Below are 18,464 nucleotides of genomic sequence, written 5' to 3' on the forward strand. Positions count from 1 at the left end.
CCGCCGGGTACAGTCGCCGCTAATTCTCCTGCTGCCGAGGCGAAAGAGAAGTTGGTGAACGACCGTCACCCATCGGAGGCCGCGCTTCCGACCGGCTCCGCTTCCGACGCCTCGTATGCGCACTATCCGGCCTACGAGTCCTACGGACAGCAGCATTCCCCGGCCGGTGGTGACGAATACGGCGACGGCGACCCCCTCTTCGGCTCGCTCCCCGGCACGTACGACACCGGTGCCCACGCCACGGGCGGTTACGACACCGGCGGCTATCCCGGCGGGACGTACGACACCGGCGCCTACGACATGAGCACCTACGGCACCGGCAGCTACGGCACGGGGACGTACCCAACGGCGGGCGACGGCTACGCCACCGGCACGTACGACACCGGCGGCTACCCCCCGGCGCAGTGGGACACCGGCGCCTACGACCCGTACGCGCACACCGCCTACGAGACCCCGGCGCAGGACCCGAGCGGCTACGACACCCACGGTGCCACGGTCTACGGCGTCGGCGGGTACGACACCGGGAACCACCCCACCACCGGCTATGACACCGGCAGTTACGCCGCCGGCGCGTACGAGACGTACGGGACGACCGGGGCCTACGAGACGGTGGGCACGCAGGAGCCCGCCGGGGCGTACGGGACGACGGGTGGCTATGACGCCCTCGGGCCGCAGGCCACCGCGGCCGAGGAAACCGCGGCCTTCGATACGGCAGCCTTCGAGATGGCGACCTTCGAGACCGCCACCTTCGACACCGTCGGCGTCGACGCGCTGCGCACGGACCAGCTCGACACCGCGAGCTACGAAGCCACCGCGATCTGGTCCACCACCGACCAGCCGCTGATGGCCGGCATCCCCGCCCAGCCCGGCCCGCCCCCGGCCGACGCCGCCGCCTGGGACGACCGCGACGACACCGGCGCCACCGACGAGGCCCCGGGCGAAGACGCCGTCGCCGTGGCCGAGGCCCCGACCCAGGCGATGCCGGTGACCTCTCCGTCCCCCGCCCCGGCCGGCCGGCGGGTCACCGGGCCCGCCGCCGGGAAGCCGGTCCGCGGCCGCGGCCGGCGCCGCCCGGCGAAGCGTTCGGCGCTGCTGACCGTCGCCGTGCCGTCGGTCGCCGCCATGGGCGTCTGCGGAGTGGCCGCCGCGTCCGTCGCCGGTCTCGGCGGCAACGACAAGGACGACACCACCACCCAGGCCACCGCGCACGACCCGGGCGGCGTCCAGCGGGCCGCGGCCAACAAGAAGCTCGACACCCAGCTCGCCGGTCTCAGCGCGGGCGCCGACGACTTCCGCGACCGGGCCAGCCGCACCCAGGAACGGCTCGACCTCAAGGAACGCCAGGCGCAGGAGCGCAAGCGGAAGGCGGAGGAGGCAGCCCGCAAGGAGGCGCTGCGCCCGAAGTACGTACTGCCGGTGACCCAGCACGGGCTCAGCGCGCTCTTCGGCCAGGCCGGCGTGAACTGGATGTCCGTGCACACCGGAATCGACTTCCCGGTCAGCTACGGCACCCCGGTCATGTCCGCCACCGACGGCACCGTCCGGACCCAGTGGAACTCCGCCTACGGCAACATGGCGATCGTGACCGCGCCGGACGGCACGGAGACCTGGTACTGCCATCTGAGCAGCACCAAGATCCGGTCGGGTTCGGTCAAGGCCGGTGAGCAGATTGCCTATTCGGGCAACTCCGGCAACTCCACCGGTCCGCATCTGCACTTCGAGGTGCGTCCCGGGGGCGGCGCGGCGGTCGACCCGATCCCGTGGCTGCGCAGCCACGGCCTCAACCCCAACTGACGTCCGGCGTACCGTTCCCGCAGCGCCGGCCACCGGCCGGCGCCCAGGACTCCGTCAGAGCTGCCGGGCCTCCGTCAGAGCTTCTCCACCGGCGCGTACCGCAGCAGCAGCCGCTTGGGCTTCTCGCCGCCGAAGTCGATCGTCGCCTCGGCGTTGTCCCCGCTGCCCTTGACGGCGACGACCGTGCCCAGGCCGAAGCTGTCGTGCGTGACACGGTCGCCGATGGCCAGCGCGACCACCGGGCGGTCGCTGGTCCGCCGGGTGGCGAACCCGCTCGGCCCCTTGGCGCGGGACGAGGACAGCGAGGAGCCGATGCCCCCGCCGAAGCCGCCACCGCCGCCGCGGGACGACAGCCCGCCCATCGACGCGGACGGCGTCGCCGGGCCGGTCCGCTTCCACTCGACGTAGTCGTCCGGGATCTCCTCCAGGAACCGCGACGGCGGGTTGTACGAGGGCTGGCCCCAGGCGCTGCGCATCGTCGAGCGGGTGACGTACAGCCGCTCGCGGGCGCGGGTGATGCCGACGTACGCCAGCCGGCGCTCCTCCTCCAGCTCCTTGGTCTGGCCCAGCGCGCGCATGTGCGGGAAGACGCCGTCCTCCATGCCGGTCAGGAAGACCACGGGGAATTCCAGGCCCTTGGCGGTGTGCAGCGTCATGAGGGTGACCACGCCGCTGCCCTCTTCGTCCTCGTCGGGGATCTGGTCGGAGTCGGCGACCAGCGCGACCTGTTCGAGGAACTCGGAGAGGGTGCCGGGACCCGGGGCGGCAGCCCCTGAGGTCGCGGCCTCGCCGCGGTCCTGCTCGAATTCCAGGGCGACCGCGGCGAGTTCCTGGAGGTTCTCGATCCGGGTCTCGTCCTGGGGGTCGGTGGACGCCTGGAGTTCGGCGAGGTAGCCCGTGCGCTCCAGGACGGCCTCCAGGATCGTGGCGGGCCCGGCGCCGGACTCCACGATCGTCCGCAGCTCCTCCATCAGGACGTTGAAGCGCTTGACGGCGTTGGCGGAGCGGGCCGCCATGCCGTACGCCTCGTCGACCCGGCGCAGGGCCTGCGGGAAGGTGATCCTCTCGCGGAGCGACAGGGCGTCGATCATCGCCTCGGCGCGCTCGCCGATGCCGCGCTTGGGGACGTTCAGGATGCGGCGCAGCGGGACGCTGTCCTCGGGGTTGGCGAGCACGCGCAGGTACGCGAGGACGTCACGGACCTCCTTGCGCTCGTAGAAGCGCACTCCGCCGACGACCTTGTAGGGCAGCCCGACCCGGATGAGGATCTCCTCGAAGACGCGGGACTGGGCGTTGGTGCGGTAGAAGACGGCGACGTCGCCGGCCTTGGCGTCGCCGGCGTCGGTCAGCCGGTCGATCTCGTCGGCGACGAACTGCGCCTCGTCGTGCTCGGTGTCGGCGACATAGCCGTGGATCTTGGGGCCGGCGCCGGCGTCGGTCCAGAGGTTCTTGGGGCGGCGGTTCTCGTTGCGCTCGATGACGGCGTTGGCGGCGGACAGGATCGTCTGCGAGGAGCGGTAGTTCTGCTCCAGCAGGATCGTGGTCGCGTCCGGGTAGTCCTCCTCGAACTGGAGGATGTTGCGGATCGTGGCGCCGCGGAAGGCGTAGATCGACTGGTCGGCGTCACCGACGACGCACAGCTCGGCGGCGGGGATGTCCGCGGTGCCGGTGCCCACGAGCTCGCGGACGAGGGTGTACTGGGCGTGGTTGGTGTCCTGGTACTCGTCGACGAGGACGTGCCGGAAGCGGCGGCGGTAGTGCTCGGCGACGTCCGGGAAGGCCTGGAGGAGGTTGACCGTCGTCATGATGATGTCGTCGAAGTCCAGGGCGTTGGCCTCGCGCAGCCGCGCCTGGTACATCGCGTACGCCTCGGCCAGGGTCTTCTCAAAACCATCGGCAGCCGTCCCGGCGAAGGTCTCCTCGTCGATGAGCTCGTTCTTGAGGTTGGAGATCTTCGCGCTGAAGGACTTGGGCGGGAAGCGCTTGGGGTCGAGGTCCAGATCGCGGCAGACCAGGGCCATCAGGCGCTTGGAGTCGGCGGCGTCATAGATCGAGAAGGAGGACGTGAAGCCCAGCTTCTTGGACTCGCGGCGCAGGATCCGCACGCAGGCGCTGTGGAAGGTGGAGACCCACATGGCGTTGGCGCGCGGGCCGACCAGCTGCTCGACGCGCTCCCTCATCTCACCGGCGGCCTTGTTCGTGAAGGTGATCGCGAGTATCTGGCCGGGGTGGACGTGCCGCTCGGCGAGCAGGTGCGCTATGCGGTGGGTGAGCACGCGGGTCTTGCCGGAGCCGGCGCCGGCGACGATCAGCAGCGGGCCGCCGGTGTGCACCACGGCGGCCTTCTGCTGGTCGTTGAGCCCCTCGAGCAGCGCGGCGGGGTCGAGGGCCGGGCGGGCGGCGCCGTCGCGGTAGTACGCGTCCCTGGGCACGGGCGCGTCGAACCGCCCGCCGAACAGGTCGGCGGGGATCTCCTCGGGGACCGGCCCGTGCTCGTCCTCGGGAGGCGGCGGGGGCTCCTCGTCCTTGTGGCCGAGGTCCGCCAGGAAGCTGTCGTCAAAGAGGCTGCTCATCGCCCACCGAGTCTAGGCCGCCGCACCGACAGCGCGTCGGGGACTGTGGACAAGTGGCCGGGACGGCCGGAGAACGCGCGGTGCGGACGGCGGCCGCGCACACCGGCCGAAAACGGAACGACATCTCTCAGGTCACGAAAAGGTTTCGGGCATATCGAACATCAGCCTTCACAGGAGCCACACGAGTTGGCTAACGTCCTCGCTCAGGCAGCCCGCCTCCCCGTGGACGACAGCGTCCGCACGGGCCGCCCACGCCGAGTCCGGCCCTGCCCGCGACGTGTCCCTTTGGTCACGCCCGGGTCACCCGGAGCCGGGGACCCACCAGCAACACCGGGGTGAATCGATCCGTCCGACCGACGCCAGCGGACGTACGGACCGTAGGGCACGGCCTTCCGTCAGCGACACCGCCCGAACCCGACAGCTAACCCGGTAGGCGGTCCACGGAAGGAGTTGCCGGCCTTGGCGTCCCATCGCAAGCCGCGCACCAGCGTTCTCACCTCGCCCGGGAGCCGCCGTACGGCGGCCGGGCTCACCACCGCGGCGCTCGCCTCGGTCACCCTGCTCTCGCAGACCGCCGACGCCGCCCCCAGGGCCCCCCGGCCCACCATCGAAGAGGTCAAGCAGAAGGTCGACGGCCTCTACCGGCAGGCCGAAGTGGCCACCCAGAAGTACAACGCCGCCAAGGAGCGCGCCGACCACCAGCGCGAGACCGTGGACGGGCTGCTCGACGCCGCGGCCAAGCGGGCCGAGAAGATGAACGCGTCCCGGCGGGAGCTCGGGACGTTCGCCTCGGCGCAGTACCGCACCGGCGGGATGAACCCGACCGCGCAGCTGATGCTCGCCAAGGACCCGCAGCAGTTCTTCGACCGCAGCCACCTGATGGAGCGGCTGACCGGGCGGCAGCAGCAGGCCGTCACCGACTACCAGAAGCAGGCCGCGGCGGCCGCCCGCCAGCGGGCCGAGGCGTCCCGCAGCCTGGATCAGCTGCAGAACTCGCAGGCCGCCCTGAAGGAGTCGAAGCGCTCCGTACAGCAGAAGCTGGCCGAGGCCCGGCAGCTGCTGTCCCGGCTGACCGCGCAGGAGAAGGCGCGGCTGGCCGAACTGGAGCGCCAGAAGGAGGCGGCGGCCAAGCGCCGGGCCGAGGAGGAGGCGCGCAAGCAGCAGGAGCGCGAGCGGCTGCGGCAGCACGACGGCGGCTCCACCGGCGGCCAGACCGGCGGGGACACCGGCGGCTCCACCGGCGGCTCGCAGTCCACCAAGGCCGAGAAGGCCCTCGCGTTCGCCCGCGCCCAGATCGGCAAGCCGTACGTCTGGGGCGCCACCGGGCCCTCGTCCTACGACTGCTCGGGGCTGACCCAGGCGGCGTGGAAGGCGGCCGGGGTCGATCTGCCGCGCACGACCTGGGAACAGGTCAAGGTCGGCCAGCGGGTGGCCACCAAGGACCTGCAACCCGGTGACCTGGTCTTCTTCTTCGACGACATCAGCCACGTCGGCATGTACATAGGCGGCGGCAGGATGATCCACGCGCCGCACCCGGGCGCGAACGTCCGGGAGGAGTCGATCTACTACATGCCGATCTACGGGAGCGTCCGCCTGGGCTGACGCCCGAACCGGCTCCGCCTTGGCCCACCCCCCACGGCCACCCCCCACACGCCACCGCGCGGCCGTCGCCTCCGGATCCCGGAGGGCGACGACCGCGCGGTGTGCTGCTGTGGGGGCCGTTGCCGGGCCCCGGGCACTACAGGCCCGGGTCCGGCGACCGGCGTTTCTCAGGTCCGGCCGGCGTTCTCAGGTCCAGAGGACGGCGATGAAGATGTTGGCCATCGTGAGGCCGCCGACCGCGCCGAACAGCGCCTTGTCGATCTGCTCCTCGTCCCGCTTGACGTAGACCAGTGCCAGGATCACCACCAGGACGGCCATCTTGATGCCGATCTTGATGTTGTTGACCGGGTGGTCCTGTGCCTGGTTGAGGCCGACCAGCACGATGCCGGTGACCAGCATCGTCAGCGCGCCGTGCAGCATGGCCGGAACGAACCGGGCGGTGCCCGCACCCATCGCCTTCATCTGCGTCAGGAAGCCGCCCAGCAGGGAGGCGATGCCGATGATGTGCAGGCCGACGAAGATATTGATGACTACGTCCATGGGCCCGGATCGTATCCGCCGCATAGCACGCCCTTTCCGGCAGGGCGTCCACATTCGCCGCTTCGGTCAGCGCGGAGCGGCCCCGGCGACCGGAGGATGACGCTCCGGTCAGCCGCGTTCGGGCAGCGGTCGAAACCGGACAATGCCGCGCAAGTGAGCCCACCCCCGTGACAGCCGGGCTTAGCGTCCTCCTCCAGGCGGCCGACTCCCGCCCCGCCGCAAGGGAAGGAAGTGACGGCCACCGTGGCCTCGCACCGCAAGCCCAGGCAGCATCCGCTCGCCTCGCTCACCGGCGGCTCGCGCACCGCGCGCACCGCCCGTACGGCCGCCACGCTGGCCCTCGCCGGCGCCGCCACCGCCACCGCGTTCGACGGCACCGGCCAGGCAGCGGACCTCTCCACCCCCGCCCAGGTCAAGGGCCGGGTCGACGCGCTGTACCAGGAGGCAGAGGTGGCCACACAGAAGTACGACGGCGCGCAGGAAGCCGCCGAGACCGCACGCGAGGAGCTGAGCAGACTGCAGGACGAGGCCGCCCGCAGGACCCAGAAGCTGAACACCGCGCGGGCCGGGCTGGGCACCCTGGCCGCCTCCCAGTACCGCTCCGGCGGCGTGGACCCGACCGTACGGCTGCTGCTGTCCGCCGATCCGCAGCACTATCTGGACGGCGCCGCGGTGCTGGAGCGGACGGGCAGCCACCAGGCGAGCGCGGTGGCCGGGTACGCGCGCCGGCTCGGCAGCGTGCGGCAGGTCCGGCAACGGGCCGAGGAGACCGCGGAACGGCTGACCCGGAACGAGGTCACGCTGAAGAAGCACCGGGTCACCGTCGTCCGGAAACTGGACGCCGCGGAGCAGCTGCTGGCCCGGCTGACGGCGGAACAGCGGGGCCGGATGGCCGGACGGGACGGCTCCCGGGCCGGGACGGCGGGCGGCCGGGCGGACCGCGGGGGCGGCGGACGGGACGGCGGTCTGCTCGGCGGGATCCCCACCGGCTCGGCGGCCGCGGCCACCGCCTCCGCGCAGCAGGCGCCCAACGCGCGGGCCGCCCGGGCGGTCGCGTTCGCCTACGCCGCGCTCGGCAAGCCCTACGTCTGGGGCGCCACCGGGCCCTCCGCCTACGACTGCTCGGGGCTGACCCAGGCCGCGTGGCGGTCGGGCGGGGTCGCCCTCCCGCGCACGACCTACACCCAGATCAACGCCGGGCCGCGCATCGACCGTTCCCAACTGGCGCCCGGGGACCTGGTGTTCTTCTACACGGCCATCAGCCATGTGGGGCTCTACATCGGCGACGGGAAGATGATCCACGCACCGCACCCGGGAGCGCCGGTGCGGATCGCGCCGATCGACCAGATGCCCTTCGCGGGCGCCACGCGGCCGGCGTAGGACCACGCGGCCGGCGGGCGGGGCCATGCGGCCGGCGGGCGGGGGCTGCGCGGCCGGCGCCGGTGGTCCGGGGGCCCGGTCTGGCCGCTGGCTCAGGCCCGCAGCTGCAGGCCCAGCCAGCGGAAGATCTCCGGCACCTGGTTGCGCCACACCACCGTGGTGTGGCCGCCGGCGTTCGCCGCTATCTGGTGCACGGTGACCGTCGTCGGGCGCTTCGCGAGCTGCTGGAGGCCGAGGCCCGCCTGATAGCCGTCGCCGGCCGCGCCCGACACGTACAGGGCGGTGCGCGGCGGGCGGCCGGCCGCGTTGGCGGCCTTCAGGATGTGCAGCGGGTTGGACTGGAAGCGCAGCTTGGGGTCCTTGCCGGCGAGCGAGTCGGGCTCCAGCGCCGGGTCGTTGTAACCGGACATGGCGACCGCGGCGCGGTAGCGGTCCGGGTGGGCCAGGGCCAGCTTGGCGGCGCAGTGGGCGCCGGCCGAGTAGCCCGCCAGGGCCCAGGAGTGCGGCCGGTCGCCGGCCCGGAAGTTGTCGACGATCATCTGGCGGACGTCGACGGTCAGCCAGCTGTCCGCGTTGACCTTGCCGGTGATGTTGACGCAGCCGGTGTCGGCGCCGGTGAGGAGGGTGGTGCGCGGCGCCACGAGGATGGCGGGCTTGATCTCGCCGCGCTGCATCTTCGGGCCGAGCTGCTCGGCGACGTGCAGTGCGCCGAACCAGGCCTTCGCCGACCCGGGGTACCCGGGCAGCAGCTCGACGACCGGGAACTTCTTGTTCTTGAACGCGGGGTCGTCGTACTGCGGCGGCAGCCAGACGTACACCTCGCCGACCACGCCCGAGATGCGGCCCTTGAGGTTGGTCATCTGGACGCCGGGGCCCACCTTCGGGTCGTCGGCGGGCCGGAACTGCTGGATCTGCCGGGGCTGGTTCTTGATCTGCCGGCCGCCCATGCCGTCCGGTCCGAGGTCCTTGGCGACCGCGACGTGGCTGTCGGTGCCGAGCAGGTCGCCCCAGGTGTCGTAGAGGTTGTTCGCGTTGTTGACCAGGACGAACACCACGGTGATGGCGGTGATCTGGGCGAACAGCAGCATCAGCAGCCGCGCGAGACCGCGCAGCAGCGGCGGGCCGGCTATCCGGCTCCAGATGGCGAGCGGCAGCACGACGGCGATGACCAGCAGCGCGATCGAGGTGAGGAAGAAGGGCGTGCCCGTCAGGCTCATCGGGAACTCGCTTCCAGGAACGCATGACGCGAAGGACGTGGGGTGGGGTGGTTCGGGCCCCGCCTTCGGCAGTGAGCCTCTCCGCGCCCTTAGATGGCGACCGCGTGGTCCTGGTTGCCCGTCTTTGGTCCTTCTTTACGCCCTTCTTCACACCCCCCTTCACGTCCCCTGTGGTGCGTATGGGGTCCGTGTGACCTCCGTCCGGCCGTCCCCGCGCCGCCCGCCCGCCGTGTCCGCTGCCTCCCGGGCCGCCCTTTCCGTCAGACCAGGCGGCGGGCCGCGGCCCAGCGGGTGAGCTCGTTGCGGTTGGACAGCTGCAGCTTGCGCAGCACCGCCGAGACGTGCGACTCGACCGTCTTCACGGAGATGAACATCTGCTTGGCGCACTCCTTGTACGCATAGCCGCGGGCGATCATCCGCAGCACCTCGCGCTCGCGCTGGGTAAGGCGGTCCAGGTCCTCGTCGATCGGCGGGGCGTCCGTCGAGGCGAAGGCGTCCAGGACGAAGCCGGCCAGCCGCGGGGAGAAGACCGCATCGCCGTCCGCCACCCGGAAGATCGCGTTGATCAGCTCCTTGCCGTTGATCGTCTTGGTGACGTAGCCACGGGCGCCACCACGGATGACACCGATGACGTCCTCGGCCGCGTCGGAGACGGAGAGGGCGAGGAAGCGGACCGGCTTCTCGGGGTCGGCCATCATCGTGGCGCTGCGGCGCAGCACCTCGGCGCCGCCGCCCCCGGGGAGGTGGACGTCCAGGAGGACGACCTCGGGGCGGGTGGCGGTGATGACCGTGATCGCCTGGTCGACGTCGGCGGCCTCGCCGACCACCTCGACGCGGGTCCGCTCGGTCTCGCCGATCTCGGCCTGGACGCCCGTACGGAACATCCGGTGGTCGTCGACCAACACCACCCGTACGGTGCGGTCGCCGTCCTCCGCGCCGCCGTTGCCGTCCTGCTGCACGTCCTCGCTGCTCATGTCTTCCGTCCGTCCCTCGGTGTCTGCCCGGTCATCATCCCGTGTCCCGCCCGGCCCGGTCATGCCTCGGCCTCCTGCGCGGTGCGCTCCATCTCCAGCTCGACGACCGTGCCGCCCTCGGGGGCGGAGCGCAGCCGGGCGGTGCCGCCGTGGCGCTCCATGCGGCCGATGATCGACTCGCGGACGCCCATCCGGTCGGCGGGGACGGCATCCAGGTCGAAGCCGGGACCGCGGTCGCGCACCGAGACGAAGACGGATGAGCCCTCCACCTCGGCGAACACCTGGACCGCGCCGCCCTCGCCGCCGTATTTGGCAGCATTGACCATCGCCTCGCGCGCGGCCTGCATCTGGGCGCCCAGCGCCTCGTCCAGCGGGCAGTCGCCGACGACCACGACCTCGATCGGGACGCCGTGGTCGTCCTCCACCTCGGCGGCGGCCTTGCGCACCGCCTCCGCGAGCGTGGCCGGCTCCTCGTCCTCCTCCTTGCCGCGGCCCTCGGGCTTGTAGAGCCAGGCGCGCAGTTCGCGTTCCTGGGCCCGGGCCAGCCGCGCCACCTCGCGGGGGTCGTCGGCGTTGCGCTGGATCAGGGTGAGGGTGTGCAGCACGGAGTCGTGGACGTGGGCGGCGACCTCGGCGCGCTCCTGGGCGCGGATCCGCATCAGCCGCTCCTCGGAGAGGTCCTGGGCCATCCGCACCAGATACGGGCCGGCCAGCAGGGCGATGCCGACGACGACGGCGAGCGAGGCCTGCAGCACCGAGCCGAGGTGCCGCACCGACCCCTGGAGCACCACGATGCCGGTCACGCCGACGCAGACCAGCAGCACCCCGGCCGCGCCGCGCAGCACCGGCAGCAGCCCCTTGCGGCGGCCGAGCTCCAGCCACTGGGCGCGCCGGGAGTTGTCCGCCTGGCGCCACACCAGGGCGACGCCGGCGCCGATCAGCAGCACCGGCCAGAGATAGCCGTCGGCCTGGCCGAGCTGGAAGCGGGAGGCGACCACGGCCGCGCCGATCAGCAGGGCGATCAGTGCGAAGACCTGCCCCCGGTCGGGCCGGCGGGCCCTCAGCCGCCGCCTGCCGTCGCCGGGGGCGGACTGCCGGTGCTCCACGCCCCCGACGCCCAGCGGGACGAAGAACCAGAACGCGGCGTACAGCAGGGCGCCCATGCCGTCGGCCATGAAGAGGGCGACGAAGACGATCCGCACCCAGGAGACCGGCAGACCGAGGTGCCCGGCGAGGCCGCGCGCGACGCCGCCGAGCAGCCGCCCGTCGGCGCTGCGGTAGAGCTTGCGCACGGGCGGCTCGTCGGGGTCCGGCGCCGGGGCGTAGCTCGTCTCGGCGCGCGGTGGTGCGGTGGTCATGTCCCCGATCGTCACACGCGCCGGGCGCCCGGGGCATCAGGGTCGACCCTGAACCGGCCCTGAGGTTCCCCTGAGCCGGTCAGGGGGTCAGCTCTTGGGCGGGATCTTGCGGAAGCCGTCCTTCACGTCCGAGAAGACCTTCTCGAACTTCGTCCAGTTCGCCGCGGGCGCGGCGATGTAGATCGCGTACTCCTTGCCGCCCTCGCGGCCGAAGCCCAGGTCGATCCCGCGGTAGGTGCGGGCCCGGCCCCCGAACGTGAACTCCCAGATGGCCGCCGGGTCGCCCTGGAAGACCGTGTCCTGCAGGCGCAGCCGGGTGTACACCGGGTACAGCTTCCTGAAGTCGGCCTCGACATCCTTGAAGTGCTGCACCTGGTCGGCCGAGGAGAAGTCCAGGACGCTGACGGTGAGCTGGGCGAGTTCAGCGTCGGAGGCGTAGACGATCTGCCGGCCGCCGTCCTTGACCTTGCGCCGCCATCCGTCGGGCACCGGGAAGGTGACGCCCACCCCGGATTCGGTGGCCTTGTGGTAGCCGGCCGGGAGGGGCGGCGGCGGTCCGATGCTGCTGCTCGGCGCGCCCGGCAGAACGGGCACGCCCTTGTCGCCCGTCGCCTTGTCGCCCGTCACCTTGGTGGCCGCGGTGGGCTCCTCGCGCTGCGTCAGGTACCAGGCCGCTCCGGCGCCGCCGCCGGCGACCAGCGCCCCGGCGATGCTCAGGGCCATCACCCGGCCGCCCCGCCGCCTACGGGACGCGGGGGCGCCGGCCCGTACGCCCGGCCGGCCGCCGAGGCCGCCGTCGGGGAGAGCCACCCGGCCCGTGACGCCGCCGTCGGCGGCCAGGCCCGTCCCGGTACCGGTGATTGCTCCGGCGCGGCCCGGGGCGGCAGGTACGCGGCCCGCGTGCGGCACCGCGCGGGTCGTCGCCTCTGAGTGCTCGTCCGCCGCGACCGGTTCCTCGCCCGCCGACCCGGGGGCGAGCGGCGGCCAGCCGAGCAGCGCGGTCTCCGCGTCGCTCTCGGCGGCCCGCAGCGCCTGCTCGACGACCTCGGCGGTCGGCCGGTCCTCCGGTTCCTTGGCGAGCAGTGCCTCGACGAGCGGGGTGAGCGGCCCGGCGTTGCGCGGCGGGTCGAGCGGGTCCATGGCGATCGCGTAGGCCGTCTCGACCGCGGTGTTCTTACGGAACGGGGGCCGTCCCTCGACCGCCTGATAGAGCGTCGCGCCCAGTGCCCACAGATCGGAGGCGGGGCCCGGGGTGCCGCCCTTGACGCGTTCCGGCGCCAAGTAGTCGATGGAGCCGACCAACTCGCCGGTCTTGGTGAGGGTGGAGGTCCCGGAGGCGACCGCGATGCCGAAGTCGGTGAGCACGACCCGGCCGTCCTCGCCGAGGAGCACGTTGCCGGGCTTGACGTCGCGGTGCAGCACACCGGCGGAGTGCGCGGCCCGCAGCGCCGCGATCATGCCGCGGCCGATCCGGGCGGCCTCGCGCGGGGTGACCGAACCACCGGTCCGCGCGGCCTCCTTGATGGCGTCGCCGAGGGTCGTGGAGGGGACGTACTCCATGACGATGCAGGGCAGCCCGGCGTCGTCCACGACGTCGTGCACGCCCACGACGTTGGGGTGGTTGATGCGCGCCGCGGCCTGGGCCTCACGGGTGGTGCGCTCATGGCGGGTCGCCAGTTCGTCCGCCTCCAGCTGCGGCGACACATGCAGGCGCTTGACGGCTACCTGACGCCCGAGGAGTTCGTCCCGGGCCCGCCAGACGGTACCCATACCGCCCTGGCCTATCCGCTCAACCAGGCGATACCGCCCGGCGACCAGTCGCCCCTCGTCCACCGACGCCGCCTCCGTCACCGCACGCCCCTCCGGAAACCCGTACGTATCCGAGGCGCAACGATAGTCTCCGGCGCCGGCGGTCAGCCCCCGGCCCACCGCAGGCCGGCTCGTGTCCGCCGGTCCGGGCGGGAGCTCGTGGCATATGCCCGCCGGCGGGGGATTTCCGCACGGCCCTGAGAGGTGTCGGGGATGCCGGAGACGGATCTCAGGGATCTGCCAGGGTTTTCACGGATGCCGCGGCCGCGTGGATCTTGTCACCATGGGCCCATGAACGAAGCAGCCCCCGTCGCGGAGCCGGCACCGTCCGACCCCGCCGGCCCCACCCCACCGCATCCGCCGCTGCGCCGCAGCCGGCGGCACAAGGTCGTTGCCGGGGTGTGCGGCGGGCTGGGCCGGCAGTGGGACCTCGACCCGGTCATCTTCCGGATCGTGCTGGCCGTGCTCTCCGTCGGCGGCGTGGGCCTGATCCTCTACGGCTTCGCCTGGCTGGCGATCCCCCTCGACGGCGAGGAGGAGAACGAGGGCCGCAGGCTGCTGTCCGGCCGCGTCGAGGGTTCCGCGCTGACCGCCCTGCTCTTCGCGCTGGTCGGGTGCGGACTGTTCCTGACCACGCTCGCCAAGGGCAGCATGATGTCGTTCGCCATCATGCTGCTGCTGGCGGTGGGCGGTTCGGCGTACTGGTCGCGGCGGCGCCGGCAGGCAGCGGCCCAGGGCCCGGAGTCGATGGACCCCGCCACGGCCCAGGCGGTCGCCGACGCCCCGCCGGAGACCAAGGCGCCGCCGGTGCCCGCCAGCCCCTCCTGGTGGCGCGATCCGCGCTCGCGGGACGCGGGCGGCGGGGGCTATCTGTGGGGCCCCGAGACCACCCCGCTCCCCCTGGACCTCACCTACCGTTTCACCCATGGCGCGGGCGCGGCCACCTCTTCCGGTCAGGGCGCCCCGTCCGGCGCCGGCCGGCCGCCGGGACCGCATGTGCCGGCGGGCGGCGCCCACCCTGCTGCCCGCAGCCCGCGCAGAATCCGGCGCCCCGGCCGCCCGATAGGCGGCCGGACCTTCCTGCTCGCCCTGTTCGGCGGCGCCGGCACCGCCCTCGCCGTCGCCCGGCACCACACCTTCGTACCGTCCGTCCAGGCGGGCCTGGCCGCCGCGCTGGTCGTCTTCGGCCTGGGACTGGTCCTCAGCGCCTGGTTCGGACGGACCGGCGGCGGCACGGTCTTCCTGATGGTGCTGACGGCCCTGATGCTGGCCGGTGTGACGGTGCTGCCGCGCACCTTCACGGCCGACTGGCAGGACCGCAGCTGGGCCCCGACCACCGTCGCCGCCGTGCAACCTCACTACGCACTCGGCTCCGGCTCAGGCGAGTTGGACCTCGGCGAGTTGTCCCTCAAGGGCGGCCGTACGGTCCACACCAGCGCCGAGGTGGGCGCCGGCCGCCTCCAGGTGACCCTGCCGCCGGGTGTCACCACCCGTCTGCACATATCGGTCGGCCTGGGCGACATCCGGCTGCCCGGCGAAGCGGCAGAGCACGTGGAGCTGCTGGCGGGCGGTCAGGACAAGACGATCACGCTGCCCGCCGACGGACTGAAGAAGGGCGAGAAGCCGCACGGGGTGCTCGACCTGGACCTCAGCGTCGGCGCCGGCCAGGTCGACATCCAACGCGCCATTCCTGTTCCCGGGCCGATCCCGACCCCGACCCCGGCCCCTGCCTCGTCAACATCCGTCTCGTCGACACCCGTCCCGCCGGCCACCACGCCCACGGCGCCCGCCGCCCCGCGACCGGCCGCGGCACCGGGCGCCCCGACCCGCCAGGGAGCCCCCCAGTGAAGCGCCACTCCTTCGAACCGGCCCGGTTGATCTCCGGCGTCACCGCCCTCACCCTCGGCATGGGCTACGGCCTCGACGCCCTCGGCGTGTGGGATGCGCCCGGCCCCTGGCTGCTCCTGGCGCTCCCCGCCGGCCTCCTCCTCTCCGGGATCACCGCCGCCGTGTGGGCCACGGCCCGCCGCCACCACGCCGCCCGCACCGAGGAGGCACCCACGGCACAGCACTCATAATTCGCCTTCATTCCCTTGAATCCCTGGGCCCGACGGCTGTCCCTAGCCGAACAGCTGCGCACCGTGTCGTTTGCGGCGGTTGGCGAGGGCCGCGTCGAGGGAGAAGCGCGGTGTGCCGGCCAGCACGAGCGGCAGCCAGGCCATCAGATAGGCGAGGTCGTTGCCGTAGTAGTACGGCGTGGTCGCCCAGCTCACGGTGAGCCACAGCGTCAGCGAGATCAGCGCACCGCCGAGCGCCGCGAGCCGGCCCAGCAGTCCGACCAGCGTCCCCAGGCCGACCGCCAGCTCGCCGGCGGCGATGGCGTAACCGAAGCCCACCGGGCTCTGCTGTGCCAGGTCGACGAGTTGCGGCAGCGCCGCCACGTCATGGACCTGACGCAGCATCTCCCCGAGCGAACCGGACCCGCCGGCCGCCAGGAAGGCCCGGTCGGTCAGTTTGTCGATCCCCGCGTAGAGAAAAGTGACGCCCAGGAAGAGGCGCAGCGGGAGCAGCGCGTGGCGCGCCAGTGGTCCGCGCAGTCCGACGGCAGGGCCGTCGGTGCCCGAGCCCGCCAAGTCGGCACCGATCGTGCGATTCGCGTGAACCATGACGTCCGCCTCTCCGTTGCCACCGGGAGCGACGATTGTGCCCGCACCCGCGCCTCAGAGGGAGGTACGTACGCACCTGCGCAAGAGGTTCAACGGACCGCTGCACTTCCGGCGACTGCCGCACACAGAACCGACACCCGGACGCTGGATTCGGGAGGAGAGACCGCCCCCGAGCGGGAGACCAAAACCGATGGCGCCCCCTCCCCCGGAGGACGAGCCCGCAGCCCGGCACACCCACGCACACCCGCCCGGCACGGACGACCCGCCCCGCACACCCACGCACACCCGCCCCGCACACCCACCCACACCCGCTCGGCACACCCCCGGCAGCCCCGCGCGCTCAGTCCCCCACGTCGATGGGCCGGGAGCTCACGCCCAGCGGCCAGGAACCCCGTCGATCGGCCAGCCCCCCACCTCGATCGCTCAGTCCACCACGTCGATCGGAAAGGCCGCCGTCTCGACGCCCGCCGCCGTGATGACCCGGACCTCCACCCGGCCCGGTTCGACATCGACCGGGACCGGGACCGTGAGCGCGCCGTCCGTGGGGTTGGCGAAGCCGCCGGCCACCGGCACCAGCGGCACGGGGACGTGGACCGCGCCGATCCGTACGACGGTGCGGGCCAGCCGGTCGGGCGTGGTGGCCCCCGGGGGGACGAAACCGGCGCCGCGGATCTCGATGTCGTCACCGGTGCGGACCGGCGCCGCGAGATCACCCAGTTCGCGGGCGCGGACCACCGAGAGGATCACCGGCCGCCCGCCGGTCACCAGCTTCCCGGCGAGGTACGCCGTCCCGGAGACGCCCGCCAGGGCCACCAAGCCCCAGGGGAGCCGCGGCAGTTGACCCGGCTGCCCGGCCAGCCGGACCAGGGCGAACGCCAGCACCGCGGCGTTGACCAGGACGTACTGCACGTCCAGGAAGCTGCCGCGGCCGGCATCGTCCGTCAGCAGATCGGCGCCCCGCGGCCGCTCCGCCGGCACCTTCTGCAGCCACCCGGTCCGTACCCGCACGGCCACCAGCCCGTACGCCAGCACCGCCACCGCGCAGACGAGGCCGAGCAGCCCCAGCGCGGTACCGGAGTGGACGAGTGCCAGGCCGCGGAGCAGGCGGTGCCGCTGGTCGGGGCCGGTCGCGAACGCCAGCCGGACGGCCATGATCAGCACGGCGTACAGCACGACCGCCGCCCAGGCCGCGGCCACCGTCCGCGAGGTGGACAGCCGGCCGTCCTCCCCGATCAGCGGCGCCAGCGCCCCGCCGTGCGACCGGTGCAGCCAGGCCGCCGCCGTCAGCCCCAGCGCCAGCAGGACCGCCGCGAGCAGCGCCGCCGTGCGGAACGCCGTCCAGCCGGTGCCGATCGCGGTCAGCGCCTCACCGACCAGCAGGGCCACCACCGCGCCCCAGACCACGAGCAGGGTGCGCCACCGCACGGCGGTCAGCCAGGCGACGCCCTCGGCGGCCCCGCGCCGGGCCAGCTCGCGTGCCGACAGGGTCAGTTCGTCGGAGACCCATTGCCGGGCAGCGCCGGCCGAGCGCGTGAGCCCGGCCGGGACGCCGCGTCCGGCGGCGAAGTCCTCGCGCAGTGCGACGAACGCGGCGACCGCCTGCCGGTGGCCCGCCCGGGCGCCGTGCGGGCACCGTCCGCACCGGCACTCGTCACCGTCGGCGCGCTCCGCGTCACCCTCCGGCTCGCCCGTTCCGGCCATGCTGCCCGCCGTATCAACCGACACGTCCGTTACCGTCCCGCCACCGCTGTTATCAACTCGTCCCGTGGAAAGGCGAATTGTGCCTCACACACGGCGACGGACAGCAAACGTCCAGCTGGCGGCGAGTGGTAGCGGCATCGGCAGGTTGACGCGGCATCGGTACGTTGACGCGGGATCGGCAGGTTGCGCGGCATCGGACCCAGCCCGCACCACAAGCCCCCCGGCGCGCACCACGCCCCTCCCTCCTCCCCCGGCCCGCACCACGCACCTCCCTACCCCCGGCCCGGCCCCGCCCGGCCCTCCGCACATCCGCTCGGCGGGCGACCGCGGAAAGCCGACACTTCCCCTATTCGGGCGAACCGGGGCACGGTGACGGCTGAGCCGTTCGCCCGCTGCGCAAGCTCTCGCCGTGTGCCAAATACGCGAAACCGCACCACCACACCGACACCACGCACCACGACACAGACCGGACCGCCCCACGGTCGGGCAGGCGGGTTGCCTGGCCGCCGTGGCCGCCGTCCTGCTGACGGGGGTGGTGGCGCTGTTCGCCGCCGCGGCCTCGGCGAGCGCCGGTGAACCGGCCGCGGCCGGCGGGCGGGTGGCCGTCCAGGGCCGGCACGGGAGCCAGTACGAGGGCCGGCATGAGAGCCGGCACGAGCGCGGGTACGGCCGCCCGGCCGCCGGCGACAACTGCGCCTTCGCCGGGACCGCACCGCCCGTGGACGTACCGACCGGCTTCCCCATGCCCCACGGCTGGCACTTCCCCTGCACCAAGGCCACGCGCCCGCCCGCTCCGTCCCGCCCGCCGGCGCCGCGCCCGCGCCACCCCAACCCCGCCCCGCCACCACCC

At 73.1% G+C, this 18,464-nt stretch carries 13 protein-coding genes, 1 pseudogene and 1 riboswitch; of the genes and pseudogenes, 6 read left to right on the forward strand and 8 right to left on the reverse strand.

The features are described 5' to 3' along the window. Window positions 1-54 precede the first annotated feature (54 nt). The gene (locus IG62_RS0124055; RefSeq protein WP_030806958.1) at window positions 55-1,794 is read left to right on the forward strand and encodes a M23 family metallopeptidase; all 1,740 of its coding nucleotides are present in this window, start codon (window positions 55-57) and stop codon (window positions 1,792-1,794) included. A 74-nt stretch (window positions 1,795-1,868) separates the two neighbouring features. Here the strand turns inward: IG62_RS0124055 and pcrA are convergent, their stop codons facing one another. After that, window positions 1,869-4,367, reverse strand: a complete 2,499-nt coding sequence (gene pcrA, locus IG62_RS0124060) for a DNA helicase PcrA (RefSeq protein WP_030806961.1) — start codon at window positions 4,365-4,367, stop codon at window positions 1,869-1,871. Window positions 4,368-4,649: 282 nt separating this feature from the next. Beyond that, window positions 4,650-4,819, forward strand: a riboswitch (cyclic di-AMP (ydaO/yuaA leader). A 7-nt stretch (window positions 4,820-4,826) separates the two neighbouring features. On the opposite strand from pcrA, the gene IG62_RS0124065 reads away from it, so the two are divergent. Next, a complete protein-coding gene (locus IG62_RS0124065; RefSeq protein ID WP_030806963.1) occupies window positions 4,827-5,969 on the forward strand; it encodes a C40 family peptidase in 1,143 nt (380 codons plus the stop codon). A gap of 186 nt (window positions 5,970-6,155) precedes the next feature. Here the strand turns inward: IG62_RS0124065 and IG62_RS0124070 are convergent, their stop codons facing one another. Next, window positions 6,156-6,509 (reverse strand): hypothetical protein, encoded by a 354-nt coding sequence (locus IG62_RS0124070; protein ID WP_030416551.1) that lies wholly within the window; start codon window positions 6,507-6,509, stop codon window positions 6,156-6,158. Window positions 6,510-6,740: 231 nt separating this feature from the next. Between IG62_RS0124070 and IG62_RS0124075 the strand changes: the two genes are divergently transcribed. Then, entirely contained in the window at window positions 6,741-7,889 is a 1,149-nt protein-coding gene (locus tag IG62_RS0124075) for an NlpC/P60 family protein (protein WP_030806965.1), read from the forward strand. Window positions 7,890-7,981: 92 nt separating this feature from the next. Here IG62_RS0124075 and IG62_RS0124080 read toward each other — a convergent pair whose 3' ends face one another. The 4 genes from IG62_RS0124080 to IG62_RS0124095 form a co-directional block, all read right to left on the reverse strand. Next, window positions 7,982-9,106: an alpha/beta hydrolase gene (locus tag IG62_RS0124080; protein WP_030806968.1), complete on the reverse strand. Its 1,125-nt coding sequence runs from the start codon at window positions 9,104-9,106 to the stop codon at window positions 7,982-7,984. Between the two features lie 260 nt (window positions 9,107-9,366). Further along, the gene (locus tag IG62_RS0124085; protein WP_030806972.1) at window positions 9,367-10,080 is read right to left on the reverse strand and encodes a LuxR C-terminal-related transcriptional regulator; all 714 of its coding nucleotides are present in this window, start codon (window positions 10,078-10,080) and stop codon (window positions 9,367-9,369) included. Window positions 10,081-10,139: 59 nt separating this feature from the next. Further along, window positions 10,140-11,438, reverse strand: a complete 1,299-nt coding sequence (locus IG62_RS0124090) for an ATP-binding protein (RefSeq protein ID WP_030806975.1) — start codon at window positions 11,436-11,438, stop codon at window positions 10,140-10,142. Window positions 11,439-11,525: 87 nt separating this feature from the next. Beyond that, the gene (locus IG62_RS0124095) at window positions 11,526-13,208 is read right to left on the reverse strand and encodes a serine/threonine-protein kinase (RefSeq protein ID WP_234326714.1); all 1,683 of its coding nucleotides are present in this window, start codon (window positions 13,206-13,208) and stop codon (window positions 11,526-11,528) included. 330 nt (window positions 13,209-13,538) lie between these two features. On the opposite strand from IG62_RS0124095, the gene IG62_RS0124100 reads away from it, so the two are divergent. Both IG62_RS0124100 and IG62_RS0124105 read left to right on the forward strand, forming a co-directional pair. Beyond that, on the forward strand, window positions 13,539-15,095 hold the full coding sequence (locus IG62_RS0124100; protein ID WP_078872203.1) for a PspC domain-containing protein: 1,557 nt from the start codon (window positions 13,539-13,541) through the stop codon (window positions 15,093-15,095). Further along, window positions 15,092-15,325 (forward strand): hypothetical protein, encoded by a 234-nt coding sequence (locus IG62_RS0124105; RefSeq protein WP_030806984.1) that lies wholly within the window; start codon window positions 15,092-15,094, stop codon window positions 15,323-15,325. The genes IG62_RS0124100 and IG62_RS0124105 overlap by 4 nt, the downstream gene beginning before the upstream one ends. A 42-nt stretch (window positions 15,326-15,367) precedes the next feature. Here IG62_RS0124105 and IG62_RS0124110 read toward each other — a convergent pair whose 3' ends face one another. Both IG62_RS0124110 and IG62_RS0124115 read right to left on the reverse strand, forming a co-directional pair. Further along, on the reverse strand, window positions 15,368-15,913 hold the full coding sequence (locus IG62_RS0124110) for a TQO small subunit DoxD (protein WP_030806987.1): 546 nt from the start codon (window positions 15,911-15,913) through the stop codon (window positions 15,368-15,370). 423 nt (window positions 15,914-16,336) lie between these two features. Next, window positions 16,337-17,614 (reverse strand): hypothetical protein, encoded by a 1,278-nt coding sequence (locus IG62_RS0124115; protein WP_030806990.1) that lies wholly within the window; start codon window positions 17,612-17,614, stop codon window positions 16,337-16,339. A 508-nt stretch (window positions 17,615-18,122) separates the two neighbouring features. Between IG62_RS0124115 and IG62_RS0124120 the strand changes: the two are divergent. Then, window positions 18,123-18,464, forward strand: a pseudogene (locus IG62_RS0124120) (hypothetical protein); the annotation flags it as partial.

Source organism: Streptomyces sp. NRRL S-337, assembly GCF_000720175.1.
In the GTDB taxonomy this organism is placed as follows: Bacteria; Actinomycetota; Actinomycetes; order Streptomycetales; family Streptomycetaceae; genus Streptomyces; species Streptomyces siderophoricus.

Coding starts and splice junctions, on each gene's coding strand:
- IG62_RS0124100 (WP_078872203.1), top strand. CDS start 13,539: ATGAACGAAGCAGCCCCCGTCGCGGAGCCGGCACCGTCCGACCCCGCC.
- IG62_RS0124090 (WP_030806975.1), bottom strand. CDS start 11,438: ATGACCACCGCACCACCGCGCGCCGAGACGAGCTACGCCCCGGCGCCG.
- IG62_RS0124080 (WP_030806968.1), bottom strand. CDS start 9,106: ATGAGCCTGACGGGCACGCCCTTCTTCCTCACCTCGATCGCGCTGCTG.
- IG62_RS0124085 (WP_030806972.1), bottom strand. CDS start 10,080: ATGAGCAGCGAGGACGTGCAGCAGGACGGCAACGGCGGCGCGGAGGAC.
- IG62_RS0124095 (WP_234326714.1), bottom strand. CDS start 13,208: ATGGGTACCGTCTGGCGGGCCCGGGACGAACTCCTCGGGCGTCAGGTA.
- IG62_RS0124110 (WP_030806987.1), bottom strand. CDS start 15,913: ATGGTTCACGCGAATCGCACGATCGGTGCCGACTTGGCGGGCTCGGGC.
- IG62_RS0124070 (WP_030416551.1), bottom strand. CDS start 6,509: ATGGACGTAGTCATCAATATCTTCGTCGGCCTGCACATCATCGGCATC.
- IG62_RS0124115 (WP_030806990.1), bottom strand. CDS start 17,614: ATGGCCGGAACGGGCGAGCCGGAGGGTGACGCGGAGCGCGCCGACGGT.
- pcrA (WP_030806961.1), bottom strand. CDS start 4,367: ATGAGCAGCCTCTTTGACGACAGCTTCCTGGCGGACCTCGGCCACAAG.